This is a genomic window from Mycolicibacter algericus DSM 45454, from assembly GCF_002086455.1.
In the GTDB taxonomy this organism is placed as follows: Bacteria; Actinomycetota; Actinomycetes; order Mycobacteriales; family Mycobacteriaceae; genus Mycobacterium; species Mycobacterium algericum.
In genome coordinates, this window is sequence record NZ_MVHC01000004.1 from 29,529 (window position 1) to 48,907 (window position 19,379).

The following is a 19,379-nucleotide window of genomic DNA, read 5'->3' on the forward strand; positions in this document are numbered from 1 at the left end:
TTCCCCTATCTGATTCGTTGCATCTAATCCGTTGCCACCGTGCCATTTCGGCGCAGCAGCTCGATATCGTCGATTGTCATCCCCAGTTCGGTCAACAACTGTTCGGTGTCGGCGCCCAAGGCCGGTGCCGCGACGGCAGGCGGGTGTACACCGTCGAGGGACGCCGGCAGCCCGGCCGCCAGATAGTCGCCGATCCGGGGCTGGTGCAGCGACCGGAACATCGCGTTATCGCCCAGCCGCTCGTCTGCGGCCACGTCGGCGAAGCTGCGGTAGCGGTCCCACAGCAGCGAAGTGCCGGCAAGGGCCGCCTCGATCTGGGCTCCCGTCCGCTCAGCGAACCAGCCGTTGAACAGGCCGGTGAGCACGTCGCGGTGACGGTAGCGCTGCCCTTCGTCGCCAAAGTCAATATCGCGCGCATCGGCCAGTGCGGCAATGACTTTCGTCGTTCCGGTCAATTCTGTCAGGTCGCGGAAGTGCCGGTTGGTCAGCGTGACGATCATGAACGACACACCGTCACTGCCGGTGAAAGTCTGGCCGTAGCTGCCGTAGAGCGCGTTGCCGATGCGTTCCCGCCGCGCACCGTTGACCATCGCCTCGGTGAGGAAGCCGAGTGCGCTGGCGGTTCCCAGCGCGACGTCCTCCAACGCCAGCCGGATCCGGCAGGGCTCACCCGTGCGGTCCCGGCGATGCAGCGCGGCGACCACTGCCAGTGCGCCGTGCAGCCCACACGCGATGTCCCAGGCCGGCAGCACGTGGTTGATCGGTGCGCCGTAGTCCGCGTGCCCGGTCACCAGCGGAAAGCCGGTGGCCGCGTTGACCGTGTAGTCCACGGCGGTGGAGCCGTCGGCGCGGCCGAGCACCTCGAGATGGATCAGGTCGGCACGCTCGGCGACCAGTGTGTCGAAGGAAAGCCATTGCCGACCGGCCATATTCGTCAGCACCACACCGCTTTCGGCGATCAGGCGCTGCACCAGTCGCTGCCCTTCCGGTGCCCGCAGATCGGCGGCCATCGAACGCTTGCCCTTGTTCAGCCCGGTCCAGTAGATCGACGTGCCGTCTTCGGTGACCGGCCAGCGACGGTAGTCGGCCGCCCCGCCGACCGGGTCGATCCGCACCACGTCAGCGCCGAGTTGAGCCAGCGTCATCCCGGCAAGCGGCACCGCCACGAAGCTGGCGATCTCGATGACGCGCACCCCGGCCAGCGGTCGCGGCGCCTCCGCGGCAGTCGGGACCATTCCCTGCTCCTTGCGTCGATGATTACGTCGACTATATGCCTACCCCGGCCGCGACCCCGGCCGCGAGCGAGTCCGCGCCGAATCTCAATCGTTGCCGAACCGCGATATGAAATCCCGTGGCGGCGAACAGGACACGACGACGCATCGTGTTTGACTTCGTGCAGGAGGACAAAGCCACAAGCCTTCCGCAGCTTGCGGAACGACCATTGGGATGGGAATCAGCTTATGAAGAGCGTTGAGAAGTTGCGTCACGCGGCGGGCCGGGTGTCACGCCGGCTGTCGGTCGCGGCAGTGGGGGCCGCACTGCTGGGCGGACTCGTCGGGGTCGTCGGCGGTTCGGGCGACGCGTCCGCGTTCTCCCGGCCGGGCCTGCCGGTGGAGTACCTGCAGGTGCCGTCGGCGTCGATGGGCCGTGACATCAAGGTGCAGTTCCAGCCGGGTGGCGCCCACGCGGTGTACCTGCTGGACGGGCTGCGAGCCCAGGACGACTACAACGGCTGGGACATCAACACCCCGGCGTTCGAGGAGTACTACGGCTCGGGCCTGTCGGTGATCATGCCGGTCGGCGGGCAGTCCAGCTTCTACTCCGACTGGTATCAGCCGTCGCAGGGCAACGGGCAGAACTACACCTACAAGTGGGAGACCTTCCTGACCCGGGAGATGCCCGCCTGGATGCAGGCCAACAAGAGCGTGTCGCCCAACGGCAACGCGGTGGTGGGACTGTCGATGGCGGGCGGTTCGGCGCTGATCCTGGCCGCGTACTACCCGCAGCAATTCCCCTACGCCGCCGCCCTTTCGGGCTTCCTCAACCCGTCTGAGGGCTGGTGGCCCACGTTGATCGGGTTGGCGATGAACGACGCCGGCGGTTACAACGCCAACAGCATGTGGGGTCCCTCGTCCGACCCGGCCTGGCGGCGGAACGACGCGATGGTGCAGATCCCGCGGCTGGTGGCCAACCGCACCCGCATCTGGGTCTACTGCGGCAACGGCACGCCGAGCGACCTGGGCGGCAACAACCTGCCCGCCAAGTTCCTGGAGAGCCTGACGCTGCGCACCAACCAGACGTTCCAGCAGAACTATCTGGCCGCCGGCGGCAACAACGGGGTGTTCAACTTCCCGGCCAACGGCACGCACGACTGGCCGTACTGGAACGAGCAGCTGGTCGCGATGAAGCCCGACATCCAGCGGGTGCTGGGAGTGGGAATCGACCCGACCTGATCGACCCATCCCGGGTACGCGAGACCGACGTTTTGCAGGTGAACCGCGAGAGCGGCCCTGCGAAACGTCGGTTTCGTGCGACGACGCGGGCCGGGTGTCACCGCCACACGTCGCGGCGGTCGACGTAGCGGTGGGTGTACCACATGGCCAGCACGCAGACCGCCGTGGCGATGCCCAGCATCCAGGTGCCGCCGGCCGCCAGGCTGATGCAGCCACCGACGGCCGCGCCGGAGGTGTAGCCGGCGAGCAGCATGAAGTGGCCCAGCCAGTCCGCAATGCTGCCGCCGTTGAAATGGCGCTCGATGCCCTGGCCCAGTTTCACCACCGTGCCGGTGACATAGCTCAACGGGATCGACACCTCGCCGTCGCGGACGAAGGTGGTGTTGAGCGCGCCGACCCCGTACGCGACCAACAGGATCGGCAGCAGCGGCAGCGGCAGCGACGGCCCGCCCGCCACGGTCCAGTCCAGCAGGGTCGCGGCCAGCAGGGCGACGGCGGTCAGCAGCAGCGCGCCGTGCGGCTGGTGGCGCCAGACCCGGCGCCGGAAGACCGAGGCGGTCAGCACGCCGCCCAGAAAGGAGAACAGCAGGGCCGCCGCAGAGATCGACAGCCACTCGTTGCCGTCGAACACCCCCAGCACCGCACGCCCGGCGTTGCCGGTCATGAAGGTGACGAAGTAGCCCTCCGAATGGGTGTACGCCGTCGCCGCCAGCACCCCGGCCAGGGCGGCGAGCACCCAGGACAGCTTGGTTTCACTGTCGTAGTGCCGGCGTATCACGCGAGCCTGGAACTGATGAGTTCTACCTCAGCCGACCGGGCCCGGCACCAGGGTGATGGTGGCGCTGTGTTCGCTGCCCGTCGGGGTGCGCCAGCTCAAGGTGATGGTGTCGCCGGGGTGGCGCTGGTCGAGTACGTCGGTCAGGTCGGTGGGCGAGTTGACCGGCCGGCCGTTGACCGAGGTGATGATGTCGTCCCTGGCGATACCGCTCTCGGCAGCCGGGGTGCCCTCGAGCACCTGGGCGACCCGCGCCGCACCGTTGTTGTCCACCACGCCGACACCCATGAACGCGGTCTCACCGATGTGGACGGTGGGTGACGAGATGCCGGCGCGAATCTGTCCGGCGATGGCCATCGCCTGGTTGATCGGGATCGCGTAGCCTTCGCCGCCGGGCTGGGCGAACTTGTAGTTGTCCGACGCCGCGGTGTTCATCCCGATCACCTGGCCGGCCGCGTTCACCATCGGGCCGCCGGAATCCCCGGGGCGGATCGCGGTGTCGGCCTTGATCATGTTCGTCAGCGTCTCGGTGTTGCCGGTGAGTTCGTCGGCGGCCGAGACGGTCTGGTTCAAGCCGATGACCTTGCCGGGCACCGCGCTCGGCGTGCCACCCTGGCCGCCGGCGTTGCCCATCGCGACCACCGGGTCGCCGATCGCGACCTTGGACGAGTCGCCGATGTTGGCAGTCGGCAGGCCGGAGGCGCCGCGCAGCTGCAGCACCGCCACGTCATGGCTGCGGTCGAAGCCGAGCACGTCGACGTCGTAGCTCTGCCCGTTGCCGACCGAGACCACGGTGAGGCTGGTGGCCCCGGCGATGACGTGGTTGTTGGTGAGCACGATGCCGTTGGGATCCAGCACGATCCCGGTTCCGGCGCCGACCGCGCTCTGATACCCCATCTGCGCATCGATGTTGACCACCGCGGGACCGACCTGCGCGACCATCGCCGACGGGTCGAGCGGGGGTGCGGGCAGCGTCGGTGCCGCCTGGACCGGCACTGCACCAAGGCCCAGACCGGCTGTGCTGATCACAGCCGCTGTGACGCTGAGCAGCCACCACCTGCGAGGGCGATGCGGTCCGCTCATCGGCGTTACCTCCTGCGGTCGGTCACGATACGAGTGCCGAAATCCGGCACATCCCAGCACCTCTTACGACGTGGATCCGTGAGAGAAACACCGCAAGCTTACCGGAACCGTCGGTACGGACCGCAAAAGGTGGCTGCCAGCTGGCCAAACACCGAGCTGCCGGAGGGGTTGTGCTCAGCCTCCGTTGCAGGAAGGCTGAGCGTGCAGGAGGACGCCATGGCAGACAAGACCGGGACCTCAAGGGGCGCTGCTGCAGCCCCCACCGCGGCCAGTCCGGCCGCCATCCGCAATGTCGTGCTGGTCGGTCCGCCCGGCTCCGGCAAGACCACCCTCGTGGAGGCGATGCTGGTCGCGGCCGGGGTGTTGCCGCGAGCCGGTTCCGTCGGCGACGGCAGCACGGTCTGCGACTACGACGACGCCGAGATCCGCCAGCAGCGTTCGGTCGGGGTGGCGTGCGCATCGCTGTCGCACGACGGGGTCAAGGTCAACCTGATCGACACGCCCGGTTACGCCGATTTCCTCGGGGAACTACGGGCGGGGTTGCGGGCCGCCGATGCTGCGCTGTTCGTGGTGGCGGCCAATGAGGACATCGATGAGGCCGCCCATGTGTTGTGGCAGGAATGCCACCAGCTCGCCATGCCGCGGGCGGTGGTGGTGACCAAGCTGGACCATGCCCGGGCGGACTACCCGGGCACCGTGGCGGCCGCCCGGACGGCCTTCGGTGAGCAGGTGCTGCCGCTGTACCTGCCGGCTCCCACCGCCCCCGGCGCCGGCCTGACCGCGCTGCTGGCGGCGGAGCGCTGCGAGGCGCCCGACACCGAGCGACAACGCGGCGAACTGATCGAGGCGATCATCGAGGAGTCCGAGGACGAGTCGCTGCTGGACCGCTACCTGGGAGGGGAGCCGACCGACGGGGCGGTGCTCACCAAAGACCTGGAGCGGGCCCTGGAACAGGTGCTGGCGCGCGGTTCGTTGTTTCCGGTCATCCCGGTCTGCAGCACCACCGGCGTCGGCGTTGCCGAACTGCTCGAGGTCATCACCGCTGAATTCCCCGGGCCGCCCGAGCATCTGCTCCCGGAGGTGTTCACCCCCGACGGTGCGGCGCGCCCCGGGCTGAGCTGTGACCCGGCCGGGCCACTGCTGGCCGAGGTGGTCCGCACGACGTCGGATCCCTACGTCGGGCGGGTCAGCCTGGTGCGGGTGTTCTCCGGAACCATCAAGCCCGACAGCGGGATCCATGTCAGCGGACACTGCACCGGGTTCTTCGGCGACGGCAGCGGCCATGCCGACCACGACGAGGACGACCGGATCGGGGCGCTGGCGTTTCCACTCGGCAGACAACAGCGGCCGGCCACCGCGGTCATGGCCGGCGACATCTGCACGGTGGGGCGGCTCAGCCACGCCGAGACCGGGGACACGCTGTCGGACAAGGCCGAACCGTTGGTCTGCAAACCCTGGTCGATGCCCGACCCACTGCTGCCGGTCGCGGTCGTCCCGCACGCCAAGACCGACGAGGACAAGCTGGCGGTCGGGCTGGCGCGGCTGGCGGCCGAGGACCCCGGGCTGCGGATCGAGCGGAACCCGGAAACCCATCAGACCGTGCTGTGGTGCCTGGGCGAGGCGCACTCGGGCATCGTGCTCGACGCCCTGACCCACTGGGTGTCGGTGGACACCGTCGCGCTGCGGATCGCGCTACGGGAGACGTTCGTCAGCAGGGCCAACGGGCACGGCCGCCATGTTAAGCAGTCCGGCGGGCACGGCCAGTACGCGGTCTGCGACATCGAAGTCGAGCCGCTGGCCCAAGGTTCCGGTTTCGAGTTCGTCGACCGGGTGGTGGGCGGGGCGGTGCCCCGCCAGTTCATCCCCAGCGTGGAGAAGGGCGTCCGCGCGCAGCTGGAGCGGGGGCTCACCGGTGGAGCCGGCGCCGGCTACCCGGTGGTCGACATCCGGGTGACCTTGCTCGACGGCAAAGCGCACAGCGTCGACTCGTCCGACTTCGCGTTCCAGATGGCGGGCGCGGCCGCACTACGCGACGCCGCGGCCGCAGGCCGGGTGCGGTTGCTCGAGCCGATCGACGACGTCACGGTGCTGGTTCCCGACGAACTGGTCGGTGCGGTGATGGGCGATCTGTCGGCTCGCCGCGCCCGGGTGGTCGGCACCGATAAAGTCGGTGCCGACCGCACGCTGGTGAAAGCCGAAGTACCACAAACCGAGCTGATCCGGTACGTGGTCGATCTGCGTTCGCTCACGCACGGCACCGGTTCGTTCACCCGCCGCTTCGCCCGATATGAGCCGCTGCCGGAGTCCTCGGCGTCCCCGGGATCCAGAGCCGCGCACGCCGGCAGCAGCGCGTAACCCGCACCGACACCGAAAGGACTCCTTATGACGACGATCGCCGGGCTGCCCGCGCACATCCTGCTGCTGCATTTCGTGGTGGCGCTGGTTCCGCTGACCGCGGTCCTGCTCATCCTGTGCGCACTGTGGCCGGCGGCGCGCCGGCGGCTGGTCTGGCTGGTGGCGGTGCTGGCCGCCCTCACGCTGCTGGTCACCCCGGCGACGGTCACCGCCGGCGAGTGGCTGGCGGACACCGGCAAGATCGGCGAATCGCCCGACCTCGACCGCCACATGACCGCCGGCGGGTACGGCCTCTACATGGCGCTCGGCCTGGCCCTCGCGGCCGCCCTGCTGGCCGGCCTGCACGTGGCGCTGTCACGTGGCGGCACGGTGACGCCGGTGGTGCGGTTGACGATCGTCGCGGTGGTGATCGGCCTGGCCGGCGGGTCGATGTTCGCGATCCACACCATCGGCGAATCCGGGAGCAAGGCGGCCTGGGGCAGCCTTTTGGCGCCGGCGGAAGACGGCTAAATCTGCGCTACACCCGCTGCGCTTGGCACAATGGAAGCCATGTACAGGGTGAGGCGGGGAATTTTGGCGATGGCGGGGTCGGTGGCCCTGGTGATGGGGGCGTCCACCGGCATCGGTCAGGCGGCGCAGGCAGTGCAGCCGGCGCCGGGGTTCGCCGTCGCGGCGATCGAACCGGCGGCCGGTTCGGTAGTGGGGGTGGCCTACCCGGTGATCGTGACGTTCACCGGGCCGGTGAGCGACCGGGTGGGCGCCGAGCGCGGCATCCACATCGCGGTGACCGGAAAGACGGCATCGGGCATGCCTTCCGGGCATTTCGAATGGGTCAGCGACGATGTCGTGCACTGGGTTCCGGACGGGTACTGGTCGCCGCACAGCACGATCGAGGTCGACGCCCACGGCATGTCGACGGGCTTCGAGACCGGTGACGCGGTGCTGGGGCTCGCCGACATCTCCGATCACACCTTCACCGTCAGCGTCAACGGCGACACGCTGCGGGTGATGGCGGCATCGATGGGTAAACCCAAGCGCCCCACCCCGATCGGATCGTTCACCGCACTGTCCAAAGAGCGCACCGTCAAATTCGACTCGCGCACCATCGGCATCCCGCTCAACGATCCGGAGGGCTACCTGATCAATGGCGAGTACGGCGTGCGGGTCACCTGGTCCGGCGTCTACGTCCACTCCGCGCCGTGGTCGGTCGGCTCGCAGGGCTACTCCAACGTCAGCCACGGCTGCATCAATCTGAGTCCCGACGACGCGGCGTGGTACTTCAACACGGTGCGATTGGGCGACCCGATCGTGGTGCAGGCCTAGCGGTCAGCAGGCGCCCAGGACCGCAGTCGGCATGTGCGCCACGTACCGCTCGGCGCGCTGCTGCGGGCCCACCTCCGACGGCGCGCCCAGGTGGCGCAGCCGACCGATCATGCGGCGGCCCGCCCGGCGCACGCCGGAGTCGTTGTTCGTCGAGATACGCTGTGTGACAACAAAGCTCATGATTATTCTCCTGCCGTGATGCCCGCCGAATCCAGTCAGCGGAACTCGCGGATCAGGCCGCGGCAAAAACGCCGGGGCCGGTGAGGGACAGATCGGTCATCGAACTCGGATACGGTCCGTCACTGGGACTCATTTCGCCCCTCACCTCCTTCCGGCCGAGACACGCGGGGATGTCGTTGGGCTCCATGGTCCCATCGAAACACCTGGTCGTCAAACGACGCGGCGGCCATCGAGCCGCGCACATAAGCGCGGTGGCGGACCGCAATTGGCCCGCCACCGCGTTGATGTCGAACTGAGTCAGAGCAGCCCGAGCAGCTCCAGGTCGGTGATGTACTTGACGATCACCACGGGTGTCACATGCGGGATATCCTGCGTTGCACCGATTTTCGCCTCCTGCACCGCGGCCCGGAACTTATCGGTGGGTGCGATCGACCCGCAGATGGCAGGCTGCGGCTTCTGGTAATTGTGCAGCAGCGGCAACAGCGACGCCTGACGTTGCCGCTCGGGTAGCGCACGCAGGGTGGTCTCGAACCGCTGCAGCCAGTCGCCGTAGTCGTCAATCCGTTCGATCGGGTGGCCGGCCTCGATCAGCCAATCGACGAACTCGTCCATGCCGAGGCCGTCGTCGTAGGGGTTCATCACGTGATAGGTGGCGAACCCGGCGTCGGCCATGCCCGCGGAGCCGGCCCCCAGCGTGGTGGACGCCTCGGCGATGAACTCCACCGGCAGCCCGTCGTAGTGGGCGCGCTGCCGGTTGCCGGCGGCGTCGAGCTCGTAGAACGATGCGGGCGCCACCCCGGCGGCGACCAGGCTGAACATCATCCGGGTGAACATGTCCGGCAGGTTGAGCTGGCCGGCGTAGCTGGTGTCGGCCAGGATCATGTCGCAGCGGAACACCGCGACCGGCAGACCGCACCGGTCGTGGGCTTCGCGCAGCAACACCTCGCCGGCCCATTTGCTGTTGCCGTAGCCGTTGGCGTAGCCGTCGTTGATCGCCCGCAGCGGGCTCATCTCCCGCACGTCGGCGTCCTCGGTGAAGCGGTCCAACGGGATCTGGTCGCCGACACCGATGGTGGAGAAGTAGGTGAACGGCTTGATCTTTCCGGTGAGCGCAACCCGGATCAGCTCGGCGGTGCCGACCACGTTCGGGCCGAACAGCTCGCTGTAGGGCAGCACGTGGTTGACCAGCGCGGCCGGGTCGACGATCACATCGACGGTGTCCGCCAAGCGCTGCCAGACTTGTTGGTCCAGCCCGAGATTCGCCTCGCCCTTGTCGCCGGCGATGACCTCGAGGTGCTCGGCGGCCAACTCGGTGTAGCGGGCCAACAGTTTCGCGTCCCCGCTGTCGAAGGTGGCGTCGAGCCGGGCCCGGGCATCGGCGTCGGAACGCGCCCGCACCAGGCAGATCAGCTTGCCGTCCACCGGGGCCAGTCGTTCCAGCCACTCCAGCGCCAGGTAGCGGCCCAGGAAGCCGGTCGCGCCGGTGAGCAGCACGGTGCGCACCTGCCCGGATGGAGCGGGCAGTGTTGGCGCCGCCGCCAGGGTGGCCTCGTCGAGGAACTTGTCCAGGGTCAGGTCGGCAGCGGCCACCTCGACGGCGTCCCGGCCGTGCACGGAGGCGAAACCGGGCCGCCTGGATCCGGTTTGGGCGGCCCGGCGCTCGGTCTCCACATAGTCGGCGATGGCCGCGAGATCGGTTGCCGGGCTGACGATCACGCCGACCGGCACATCGACGTCGAAGATGTCGCGCAGCAGGTTGCCGAAGGTCAGCGCCGACAGCGAGTCCCCACCCAGGTCGGTGAAATGGGCGTCGGGGTGCAGGTCGGCGGCCGATGCGCCCAGCAGGGCGGCCGCGGCGCGGCTGACGGTCTCCAGCGCGGGGCGCTGCGCGCCGTGCCGGAGCAGCTCGCTCAGTTCGTTGGCCTGTCCCTCGGCGAGCTCGGCGTAGCGCTGTTCGAGACGATCGCCGTAGTGCGCCTTGAGTTTCGGCCAGGCCAGCTTGCGGATACCCGTCAGCAGCCCGTTCTCGAGACTGAATGGTTCGGTCTCGACGATGAAGTCGCGCGGCACCTCGTAGGACTGCAGGTCGGCATCGCGGGCCACCTGCTGCAGCGACTCGGCGATCGCCGACTTCAGTTCGGCGGTATCGCCCAATGCAGCCAGCGCCTCCGGGGTCGGCACCACGACGGCCAGCAGGTAGGGCTGCGCACTGTTGCCGTAGACGTAGATCTGGCGCACCAGCGGGCTGTTGCCGAACTCCGCCTCCAGCTTCGCCAGCGTGACGAACTCACCCTGGGCGAGCTTGAGGACATTGTTGCGCCGGTCGACGTAGACCAGTTGGTCCGGGCCGATCTCGGCGACGACATCGCCGGTGCGGTAGTAGCCGTCGGCGTCGAACACCTCGGCGGTGATCTCGGGGCGCTGGTAGTAGCCGGGGAACAGGTTCTCGGTCTTGAGCAGCAGTTCGCCGCGGGGATGCGGCTTGTCGGTGCCGAAGTAGCCCAGTTCGGGCACGTCGACCAGCTTGTAGTCGAGCACCGGTGGCCGTTGCACGACGCCGTCGAAGAGCACCATGCCCGCCTCGGTCGACCCGTAGCCGTTGAGCACGTGCAGCCCGGTGAGTTCGGAGACCCAGGAACGCAATTCGTCGGAGATCGGCGCCGAGCCGGTCATCGCGAAGATGCACCGCCCGCCGAGCAGGTCGCGGCGCATCTCGGCGAGCACCTGCGCTTCGGCGGCGGCGCGCTCGGCGCCGGTAATCCCGTTGACCTCACTTTGGAAGTGCTGGTAGAGCATCTCCCAGATCCGGGGGACGAAGTTGAGTTCGGTGGGCCGAACCAGCGCGAGGTCCTCGAGGAAGGTGGACAGGTCGCTGCGGGCACTGAAGTAGGCGGTGCCGCCGTTGCCGAGCGTGCCGTAGAGGATGCCGCGGCCCATGATGTGGCTCATCGGCATGAAGTTCAGCGTGATCGAGGCGGCGGTCGGGCCGAACCAGTTCTTGGCCGAGCGCACCCACATCCGAGCGACGTTGCTCTGCGGGTACATCGCACCCTTGGGGGCGCCGGTGCTGCCGGAGGTGTAGACCAGCAGGGCCAGCGGGTCGGTGTCCTGGCCGGCGTCGTGGGCCGGCAGGCCCGCCGGGGACAGCGTCCGGCCGCGGGTCAGCAGCTCGCCCAGCGGCTCGACGACAACCTCGGCTCCGGCCAGCTTTGCCCGGGCGTCGGCCAGCGCGTCGCGGTGGTCATCGACCTGCTCGTGGTAGTCGAATACCACCAAGCGGGTGGGGGCCGGGCCGGTGCGCACCAGCTCGACCGCCTCGGCCAGCGAGTCGATGCTGGCGGCGATCACGCGGGGTTCGGTCTCGGTCACGATGGGGGCCAGGGTGCTCACCGCCGCGGAGGTCTGCAGCGGCACGGCGACCGCGTCGATCTGGCCCAAGGCCATGTCGATGACGGTGTAGTCGACGCTGGTGAAACCCAGCACCGCGACCCGGTCGCCGGGGCGGACGGCGGCGGCGATCAGGGCGGTGCTCAGGGCGCGGATCCGTTCGGCCAGCTCGCCGTAGCTGATGGTGTCGTAGTGGGGCTGCAGTTGTGCGACGGTGCGGCCGGTGCCGGGGTCGGTGACGAAAGCGACGGCACGCTGGCCCAGCGCGGGCCGGTCGGCATAGCCGGCCAGCGCGTCCCGCACGAGCTGCGGCAGTGCCAGGCCGGGCTGGGCGATGGCGTCGGCGACGGCCGGGTCGGGTCGGGCGGCGGCGAACTGGGGGTCGACGGCGGCCAGCTCGGCGGCCAGGCGGGCCTGCCGATCCTCGTTAACGGACAGATCAGTAAGCATCATGTGGAACCTCTAATGGGATATCTCGGGAAGTGTTTTTCGAAGGCGCAACGCTGCGCTGATAGATACAATGTTAGCAAAACTAATTTAATTCTGGACCGGGCGGCCGTGTGAGACCTCCCTCAGCACCGGGTTCCGAGTGGTCCGGAACACGATCAGCTGATCGACTCCTCCAGCCACGGCAGCAGCCACTTCACCCCTTCGGGGGTCAGGTGAATCCCGTCGCTGCGCACCTTGATGCCGTCCACCTTGGCGGTGTAGGTGCCGCCCGGCCCCAGTTTCTTGTTCAGGTCGACCACCGTCACGGCGTCACGCCCGGCGACCACCCGCCGCAACAGGGCGTTCCAGCGGTCGACCCGCTTCGGGTCGTCCTCCGGCCACAGGCTGCCGTCGGCCCGCTCGCCGTAGCGGCTGTAGGGCACGGTCGTCACCACCACCCGGCTGCCGGCGGACTCCAGCACGTCGAGCGCGCGGCGCCATTCCGCGGTCAGGTAGGCGTCGAATGTCGGGTCACCGATGTGGGTCCACTGCCCCTCGTTGACGCGGTCGACCGTCTCCCAGCGGCCCGCGATCAGCAACACCACGTCGGGGCGGTCGGCCTTGACCTGCCGCGCCCACCGGGCCGGCCAGCCGTCACAGTCCGGGCCCTGCTCGATGGTCTTGCCGGCCCAGCGATAGGGCCCGGCGCGCACGATGCTGCAGCCGACGACGGTGTGGTCGATGAAGTCATAGCCCGGCGTGGCCGGCAGGTAGTGCATCAGCGTCCAACCGATCGAGTCCCCGAACACCGAGACGGTGCGCGGCCGGTTGGGGTCGTGGCGCAGCGGCTGCGGCCGGGGCTTTGCGGACTCCGAACGCGGGCTCGGCGGCGACGGCGACACCGCGGCGGCCGCCGCCACATCGGGGGTCAGTCCGGTCTGAGCGGCGGGCCGCTCGACGACCGGGACCACGAACACCGTCACCGCCACCGCGGTGGCGCTGACCGCCGCCCCGAGCGGCAGCATCGACACCTGCGCCGGGCGCCAGCGGCGAATCGGTTCCTCGATGGCCCACCACGACACCGCGGCCAGCAGCAGCGTGGCGGCGCACCGCACGGCGAACAGCGCCCAACCCGACCAGCCGGTGCGCTCGCCGTTGAGCACCAGAAAGACCGGCCAGTGCCACAGGTACACGCCGTAGGAGATGGTTCCCAGCCACACCAGCGGAGCCCAAGCCAGCGCGCGGCCCACCAGCCCGTTCTGGTGCAGCGCGACCGGGGCGATCACCGCGATCGCCGCCACGGCCACCAGGGTCAGCAGGCCGCCCTGAAACTCCGCGGCGCTGCCGGTGGCGCGGTGCGCCGCCGTCGCCAGCACGGCCAGCCCGGCCAACGGGAGCAGCCGGGCGGCCCAGCGTGCCCGGCGGGTACGCACCACCGACCAGCCCGCCGTCAGCGCGGGCCAGTCCCCCACCAGCAGCGCCGCCGCCGCAGCGCCGATCAGCAGCGCCTGCGCGCGGGTGTCGGTACCGAAGTAGACGCGGTCACGGGTGGCGGCGAACCGGTCGGAGGCCAGCATCTCGGCCGCCGCCGCCGAGACCGCCGCGCCGGCGCTGGCCAGCAGAAAGACGGTCAGCCGCACCCCGCCGACGGTGGGCAGCCGACCGCGGCGCCGGGCGCGTAGGCCCAGCAGCAGGGCGACCGCGATCAGCAGCAGCGGCCAGAGGAAGTAGTACTGCTCCTCGACGCCCAGCGACCAGGTGTGCTGCAGCGGCGACGGGGTGCCCGCCTCGGTGAAGTAGTCGGTCTGCTGGGCGACGAACCGCCAGTTGGCCACCCAGAAGAACGCGGCGATCGCGTCCTCCCGTAGGCCCACCACCGCGTCGGACGGCAGCAGTTCGTGCGCGATCGCCACGGTCAGCACCATCAGCACCAGGGCGGGCAGCAACCGGCGGCCGCGGCGGATCCAGAAGCCGGTGAGGTCGATGCGCCCGGTCCGGTGAAGCTCGTCGATCAGCAGCGCGGTGATCAGGAATCCGCTCAGCACGAAGAACAGGTCGACACCGATGAATCCGCCCGACACTCCCGGGATGCCGCCGTGGTCGGCCAGCACCAACGCGACGGCGATCGCGCGCAGGCCGTCGAGGGCGTGAATCCCCGGTCGTCGCCGCTCCCGCCGCACCCGGTCCGCGGCGCGACCCGTGGTCAGCCGGGCGGCACGCGGGGCCGGCGCGACCCAGCGGGTTCTGCCCGAGGTGCGCACGGAGGTGGCCCGGCGAGTCCGGCTCCCGACCGGTCGACTTATCTCCTGTTGGTCGCTGGTGGCGACGATTGGTCGATCCTCTCGCTGGTGGACCACCGAAAGCTTAGGGGGCGGCGCACCCTCCTACGCCGACGACACGCTCGGTGTCAGGAGACCAATTCGGCAGTGCGCCACCAGATCAACGCAACGAACAGCACCAGTAGCGCGACACTGACCGCGAGTTGGATCTGGTTGCGGCGCGGCGCGGCGGGATAGACGTAGGCAGCCGCGACCAGCAGTCCGGTGACCAGACCGCCGACATGGCCCTGCCAGCTGATCTGCGGGATGGTGAACGTGAAGACCAGGTTGATCACGATGATCGCCGCCACCCAGCCGATGTCCATCTGCAGTCGCCGGCCGACGATCAGCGTCGCCCCGAACAAGCCGAAGATGGCGCCCGAGGCCCCGGCGGTGGCGGTGTTCAGCGGCGCCAGCAGATAGACCGTGACCGAACCACCCAGCGCGCTGAGCAGGTACAGCGCACTGAATCGGGACCGGCCGAGCAGGCCTTCCAGCGGCGGGCCCACCACATACAGCGCCCACATGTTCAGCAACAGGTGCATCGCCCCGTAGTGCAGGAATGCCGACGTCAGCAGCCGGTAGAGCTGCCCGTCGGCCACGGCCGGCGACCAGAGCACCAATTCGGAGTCCAGCTGGTGCGACGACATCTGCCCGACGAACGCCAGCACGTTCAACGCGATCAGCCCGTAGCTGATCACCGGGGTCGTCGAGGCGGCCCGCACCATCGGGCGCGACCGGCGTGGCGCGGCACCCTGCTGCGCGCAGTCCACGCAGTGCTGCCCCACGGCGGCGCCCCGCATGCAGTCACCGCAGATGTAGCGCCCACAGCGCGTGCAGCGCAGTGCGGTGGCCCGGTCGGGGTGCCGGTAGCAGACGGTCATGGATACACCTTCTCAAAGCCCCGGCGGTAGATTTCATGCCGTGGCACCTTCCGCTCCGCGCCGAGCATTCAATGACGTCGTCACCCGGTTCTGGAGCTTTGCCGCTCCGGCCTATGACACCCGCTTCCTGCAACGCTGGGTCTATCGTCCGGCCCAGGACGAGCTGATCGCCGCGCTGCGGTCTCATCAGCCCGCCCGGGTCGCCGACGTCGCCTGCGGCACCGGCATCCTGGCCGACCGCATCGAACGCGAGCTGCAACCCGATGCCGTATACGGGGTGGATATGTCCGACGGGATGCTCAACGAGGCCCGGACGCGGTCACCGCGGGTGCAGTGGCTGACCGGCCCCGCCGAACAGTTGCCGTTCGAGGACGGGACGCTCGACGCGGTGGTCACCAGCTCGGCGTTTCACTTCTTCAACCAGCCGGCCGCGGTGCGGGAGTTCCACCGGGTACTGGCGCCGGGCGGAATGGCAGCGGTCACGGCGATGAGCCCCCGGCTGCCCGACCCGCTCCAGCTGGCCGGGATCCGGTGGAACCCGTCACGCCAGCCCACGCCCGGTGAGATGCGCACGCTGTTCACCGATGCCGGATTCTCCGTGGCCGACCAGCATCGGGTGGCGCGACCGGCCTGGACGCTGCTGGTGTCGGACCTGATCACGGTCGGCGTCAAGCCGTAACACCAGCGACATCAGGCCGGACACGCCGGTACCCTCGCCTGGTATGAGACCGATGAAGCTGGCAGCGGCGGCGGTCATGCTGGCGGCGTCCGGCGCAGCCACGGGTGTCGCCGGGGCCGAGCCGACTCCGGCGCCCGCCCCCACACCCGCGCCGAAACAGGTGATCGACACCGACGGCACCTTCACCGTCGGAAAGGACATTGCGCCGGGCACCTACCGCTCGGACGGGCCGCGCGAGGGAAACGCCTGCTACTGGCGCCGAAACAGCGGCGACAAGATCGTCGACAGCGCGATGACCAAGAAACCGCAGGTGGTGCTGATCGAGCCCAGCGACACCACCTTCCGGACCGACCGCTGCGCGCCTTGGCAACTGACCGAATGCCCGCCCACCTGTGCGCCGGTGCCGCAGCAGTCGGCGGGACTGCCCGACGTGCTGAAGGGCTTTGTGCCGCAGCAACGGCCGGCCGCCCCCTCGCCCGCTCCCAGCGGGGGCTAGCCGCGGGCCTCGCGGCCCTCACTTCGTGACGAGCTGGTGCGGGCAGTAGGTGTTCGCCGCAATGGCAGCAAACTGCGCCGCGCCGTCGGTGGTGAACCCGGGATTGGTGGCCTTCAGGTCGGAGATCACCTGCAGGCCGGGTTCGCCGCGGTCCACCAGCCCGCAGACCGCGCGGGCGGCCTCGATGGCCTGACCGGGGCTGCTGTAGGTGATACCGGCCGCCCGCAGCGACTCCAGAAAGGCCGCGTTGTGGGCGGCGCCGACCGCGACGTCGGGGTCGAGCTGGGCACCCGGTCCGGGGTCGGGGACTGCCGGAGCCGCGCCGGCCACGGCGAGGCCGACGGCAACGCCCAGCGCCGGCAGCGGCTTCACGGCATCGCCGTCGCCGGGGCGGATCCGGCGGCGCCGGCGTCCCGGACGGTCTTTCTCAGGTGCACCGCGTGGAAGCCGGGCTTCTTCGCCAGTTCCTCGAGCAGGTCGTCCAAGCCCGCCTCGTCGATCTGCCAGTGCTGCACCGCATCCTTCTGTTTCTGCAACTGGGCCAGGACACGGTCGAGTTGAACCGGGGCGGTGCCCTTGCCGCCCTTGCCGCCCTTGCCGCCCTTTCCGCCGCTGCCGGACCCGCCGCGGATGTTGGCGCCGTTGATCAGCTGCGAGCCCGGAGCCCCCAGCGCGCCGCCGGTCAGGGCACCCAACGCCGCCGGGTTGAGCAGGCCGGCCGCCGGCGCCGCGACGGCGCCGGCAGGCGTGGGCAGTGAGGCCGGCAGTGCGGTGGCGGCCAGCCGGATCGCCGGGGTCGCGGTCGCCCAGCCCGGCGGCACCGATAACGCCCCGACCGTAGGCGCCGCGCCCACTCCGGCCGTCACCGCGCGGGCCATCCCGGCGCGCGCCGCCGACGCCGGCCCGCCGCTCAAACCGGCGCCCAGCCCGGCACCGAGCGCGGACCTCGGGATCTCCGGCAGCAGTGCCTGCGGCTTGTAGAACGACTTGAACTGGACCATGCCGAAGTTGGGCCCGCTCAACACGACATTGCCCAGCCCACCGAATTTCATGACCCCGCCGAGCGTGCTGAACAGTCCCTCGTAGATGCCCGAGATCTCGGAGGCATCCCCGGCCGCGGCGATGCCCGGTCCGGCTTGGCCGGCCGGGTTGGCGGATTGCAACGGCGAGGCGAACGGGGTGAGCCGGGTGGCCGACGCGGCGGCGGCCTCGTATTGGACCATCGCGGCGGCGTCCTGCGCCCACATCTGCGCGTACTGGGCGTCAGCGGCCGCGATCGCCGCGGTGTTCTGCCCGAGGGTGTTGGTCGCCAGCAGCGCTTCTCGCAGGCTGCGGTTGGCCGCGATCACCGGCGGTGGCACCACCGCGGCCAGCGCCACCTCGAAGGCGCTCGCCGCGGCACCGGCCTGCGCCGACGCCTGAGTGGCCTGCGCGGCCGCACCCGACACCCAGTCCACGAAGGGCGTTGCGGCGGCGACCATCGCCGCCGACGATGGACCGATCCAGTCGACCGTCAACGTCGACAGCACGGCGCGATAGGAGGCCGTGACGGCCTGCAGTTCGGTGGCCAATCCCTGCCAGGCGGTGGCCGCGGCCAGCAGTGATTCGGCACCCGGGCCGGCGTAGAGCAAGCCCGAGGTGACCTCCGGAGGAATAGCGGCGAAGTCGATCACGAGCCACCGCCCTCCTCGGGCACCGGGATGACCAGGATGGTCGCGGTGGTCAGCGCCTCGGTGTCGGGCGCTTTGTCGATCACCCGCGCGGCACCGCCCGCGACGGACTGCACCGCGGTGCCGCCGAGGGCGCGGCCGGCCAGGCTCGACAGCGCCATCTCGTTGAACATCGCAGTCGATGAGCCCTCGACGGCGAACGCCGCGGCGCCGGCGCTGGCCGGGCTGCCCGACAGTGCCGCCGGCAGCGCCTTTCCGGCCGGTGCGGCGGTGGCCCAGCTCGCCGGCACGGACAGCGATCCGACCATGCTCGCCTGTCCGGCGCTCGCCGCCACCGTGGCTCCCGTCGAGCCCACCGCCGACAGTGGCAGCTGGGAGGAGATGTACCCACCCGTCAGCGGGCCCAGTGCACCGGTGACCGGTGCCGGACCGCTGAGCACGCCGGCCACGCCGGGCGGGTTCTGGGCCAAGCCGACGAGCTGCCCGGCGATCAGCCACCCGCTGCCGAGGTTGGAGAGGTGACCGAGCGGCGAATACGGCCCCACCAGGTCGCCCAGCAGCTTGCCGATGTCCCCGATCCCCGAACCGACGTCACCGAGCGACGGCGCCGCCTGCGCCGGGGACGGATTGAGGTTCTGCAGCGCTCGGGGCACCGCAGACATCAGCTGCGAAACCCGCGACGGGGCGGCCGAGGCGGTCCTGACCCCGGCATTCTCCGCTGCCGTGACCGCCCGGGTCACGGCGGCTAGATCGGCGGCCTCCGGGGCCGGGTCGAACACGCTGACCTGGGTGGCAGCCGCCGCCGAGCCGGCGTAGGCGTACATGGCCGCAGCGTCCTGCGCCCACATCTCGGCGTAGAGCGCATCGGTAGCCGCGATCGCCGGGGTGTTCTGTCCCAGCAGGTTCGTCGCAACCAGCGTCATGTGCAGGCTGCGGTTGGCCGCGATCACCGGCGGCGGGACGTGCGCCGCAAATGCGGCCTCGTAGGCTGCGGCCGCCGCGGCGACCTGGGCGGCCACGTGCTCGACCCGCAGCGCCGTCGCACCGATCCACTCCGCGTAGGGCGTGGCCGCTACCGCCATCGACATCGCGGACGGCCCGTGCCAGGACCCGGCCAGATCGGCGATCACCGAACGGTAGGCCGCGGCCGCGGCGTGCAATTCGCCGGCCAGCCCGGCCCACGCGGCGGCCGCGGCCAGCAGCGGCCCGGGCCCCGCTCCGGAATACATCAAGCCGGAGTGGACTTCTGGGGGCGTCGCTGCGAATTCCATCTCACCTGACCTCCGGACGTGGGGACTCCGACGGCCACCCAAGGTGGCCAGGAAGCGAATCTAAAGTGACTCTCTG

The 19,379-nt window shown here is 69.9% G+C and carries 16 protein-coding genes; 6 read left to right on the forward strand and 10 right to left on the reverse strand.

Translation table 11 applies throughout. The features are described 5' to 3' along the window. Nucleotides 1-23 precede the first annotated feature (23 nt). On the reverse strand, nt 24-1,235 hold the full coding sequence (locus BST10_RS05160) for a CoA transferase (RefSeq protein ID WP_083036824.1): 1,212 nt from the start codon (nt 1,233-1,235) through the stop codon (nt 24-26). A 225-nt stretch (nt 1,236-1,460) separates the two neighbouring features. On the opposite strand from BST10_RS05160, the gene ag85C reads away from it, so the two are divergent. After that, complete coding sequence (gene ag85C / locus BST10_RS05165) at nt 1,461-2,453, forward strand: diacylglycerol acyltransferase/mycolyltransferase Ag85C (RefSeq protein ID WP_013831103.1); 993 nt, start codon at nt 1,461-1,463, stop codon at nt 2,451-2,453. A 97-nt stretch (nt 2,454-2,550) separates the two neighbouring features. Here the strand turns inward: ag85C and BST10_RS05170 are convergent, their stop codons facing one another. Continuing rightward, the gene (locus BST10_RS05170) at nt 2,551-3,231 is read right to left on the reverse strand and encodes a YoaK family protein (RefSeq protein ID WP_109559410.1); all 681 of its coding nucleotides are present in this window, start codon (nt 3,229-3,231) and stop codon (nt 2,551-2,553) included. A 27-nt stretch (nt 3,232-3,258) separates the two neighbouring features. Continuing rightward, nucleotides 3,259-4,311 (reverse strand): S1C family serine protease, encoded by a 1,053-nt coding sequence (locus BST10_RS05175; protein ID WP_083036827.1) that lies wholly within the window; start codon nt 4,309-4,311, stop codon nt 3,259-3,261. A gap of 216 nt (nt 4,312-4,527) precedes the next feature. Here BST10_RS05175 and BST10_RS05180 point away from each other — a divergent pair, with 216 nt between their 5' ends. Genes BST10_RS05180 through BST10_RS05190 form a run of 3 tightly spaced genes read left to right on the forward strand, consistent with a single transcriptional unit; the run spans nt 4,528 to nt 7,989 of the window. Continuing rightward, nucleotides 4,528-6,666, forward strand: a complete 2,139-nt coding sequence (locus BST10_RS05180; RefSeq protein ID WP_083036829.1) for an elongation factor G-like protein EF-G2 — start codon at nt 4,528-4,530, stop codon at nt 6,664-6,666. 27 nt (nt 6,667-6,693) lie between these two features. Next, nucleotides 6,694-7,176: a hypothetical protein gene (locus BST10_RS05185; protein ID WP_083036832.1), complete on the forward strand. Its 483-nt coding sequence runs from the start codon at nt 6,694-6,696 to the stop codon at nt 7,174-7,176. Nucleotides 7,177-7,215: 39 nt separating this feature from the next. Further along, the gene (locus BST10_RS05190; RefSeq protein WP_083037138.1) at nt 7,216-7,989 is read left to right on the forward strand and encodes a L,D-transpeptidase; all 774 of its coding nucleotides are present in this window, start codon (nt 7,216-7,218) and stop codon (nt 7,987-7,989) included. A 3-nt stretch (nt 7,990-7,992) separates the two neighbouring features. Here the strand turns inward: BST10_RS05190 and BST10_RS23215 are convergent, their stop codons facing one another. The 4 genes from BST10_RS23215 to BST10_RS05205 form a co-directional block, all read right to left on the reverse strand. Then, on the reverse strand, nt 7,993-8,169 hold the full coding sequence (locus BST10_RS23215; protein ID WP_163762390.1) for a hypothetical protein: 177 nt from the start codon (nt 8,167-8,169) through the stop codon (nt 7,993-7,995). Between the two features lie 297 nt (nt 8,170-8,466). Then, nucleotides 8,467-12,009: a carboxylic acid reductase gene (gene car, locus BST10_RS05195; protein ID WP_109559413.1), complete on the reverse strand. Its 3,543-nt coding sequence runs from the start codon at nt 12,007-12,009 to the stop codon at nt 8,467-8,469. Nucleotides 12,010-12,161: 152 nt separating this feature from the next. Next, a complete protein-coding gene (locus tag BST10_RS05200) occupies nt 12,162-14,192 on the reverse strand; it encodes an SGNH/GDSL hydrolase family protein (protein WP_083037140.1) in 2,031 nt (676 codons plus the stop codon). 200 nt (nt 14,193-14,392) lie between these two features. Next, a complete protein-coding gene (locus BST10_RS05205; protein WP_083036834.1) occupies nt 14,393-15,187 on the reverse strand; it encodes a rhomboid family intramembrane serine protease in 795 nt (264 codons plus the stop codon). Here BST10_RS05205 and BST10_RS05210 point away from each other — a divergent pair. Together BST10_RS05210 and BST10_RS05215 are read left to right on the forward strand one after the other, a co-directional pair. Next, nucleotides 15,186-15,866, forward strand: coding sequence for a class I SAM-dependent methyltransferase (locus tag BST10_RS05210; protein WP_083036836.1), 681 nt, complete (start codon nt 15,186-15,188; stop codon nt 15,864-15,866). The two genes, BST10_RS05205 and BST10_RS05210, sit on opposite strands and share 2 nt — an antisense overlap. Before the next feature lie 43 nt (nt 15,867-15,909). Next, nucleotides 15,910-16,362, forward strand: a complete 453-nt coding sequence (locus tag BST10_RS05215; protein ID WP_235673660.1) for an Rv1352/Rv1906c domain-containing protein — start codon at nt 15,910-15,912, stop codon at nt 16,360-16,362. An 18-nt stretch (nt 16,363-16,380) separates the two neighbouring features. Here BST10_RS05215 and BST10_RS05220 read toward each other — a convergent pair whose 3' ends face one another. The 3 genes from BST10_RS05220 to BST10_RS05230 are packed head-to-tail and all read right to left on the reverse strand — an operon-like array spanning nt 16,381 to nt 19,303. Beyond that, nucleotides 16,381-16,734 (reverse strand): DUF732 domain-containing protein, encoded by a 354-nt coding sequence (locus BST10_RS05220; RefSeq protein WP_083036841.1) that lies wholly within the window; start codon nt 16,732-16,734, stop codon nt 16,381-16,383. Continuing rightward, nucleotides 16,731-18,035 (reverse strand): PPE family protein, encoded by a 1,305-nt coding sequence (locus BST10_RS05225; RefSeq protein WP_371869178.1) that lies wholly within the window; start codon nt 18,033-18,035, stop codon nt 16,731-16,733. Before BST10_RS05225 ends, BST10_RS05220 begins: the two co-directional genes overlap by 4 nt. Continuing rightward, nucleotides 18,032-19,303: a PPE family protein gene (locus BST10_RS05230; protein WP_083036844.1), complete on the reverse strand. Its 1,272-nt coding sequence runs from the start codon at nt 19,301-19,303 to the stop codon at nt 18,032-18,034. Before BST10_RS05230 ends, BST10_RS05225 begins: the two co-directional genes overlap by 4 nt. Nucleotides 19,304-19,379: the final 76 nt, after the last annotated feature.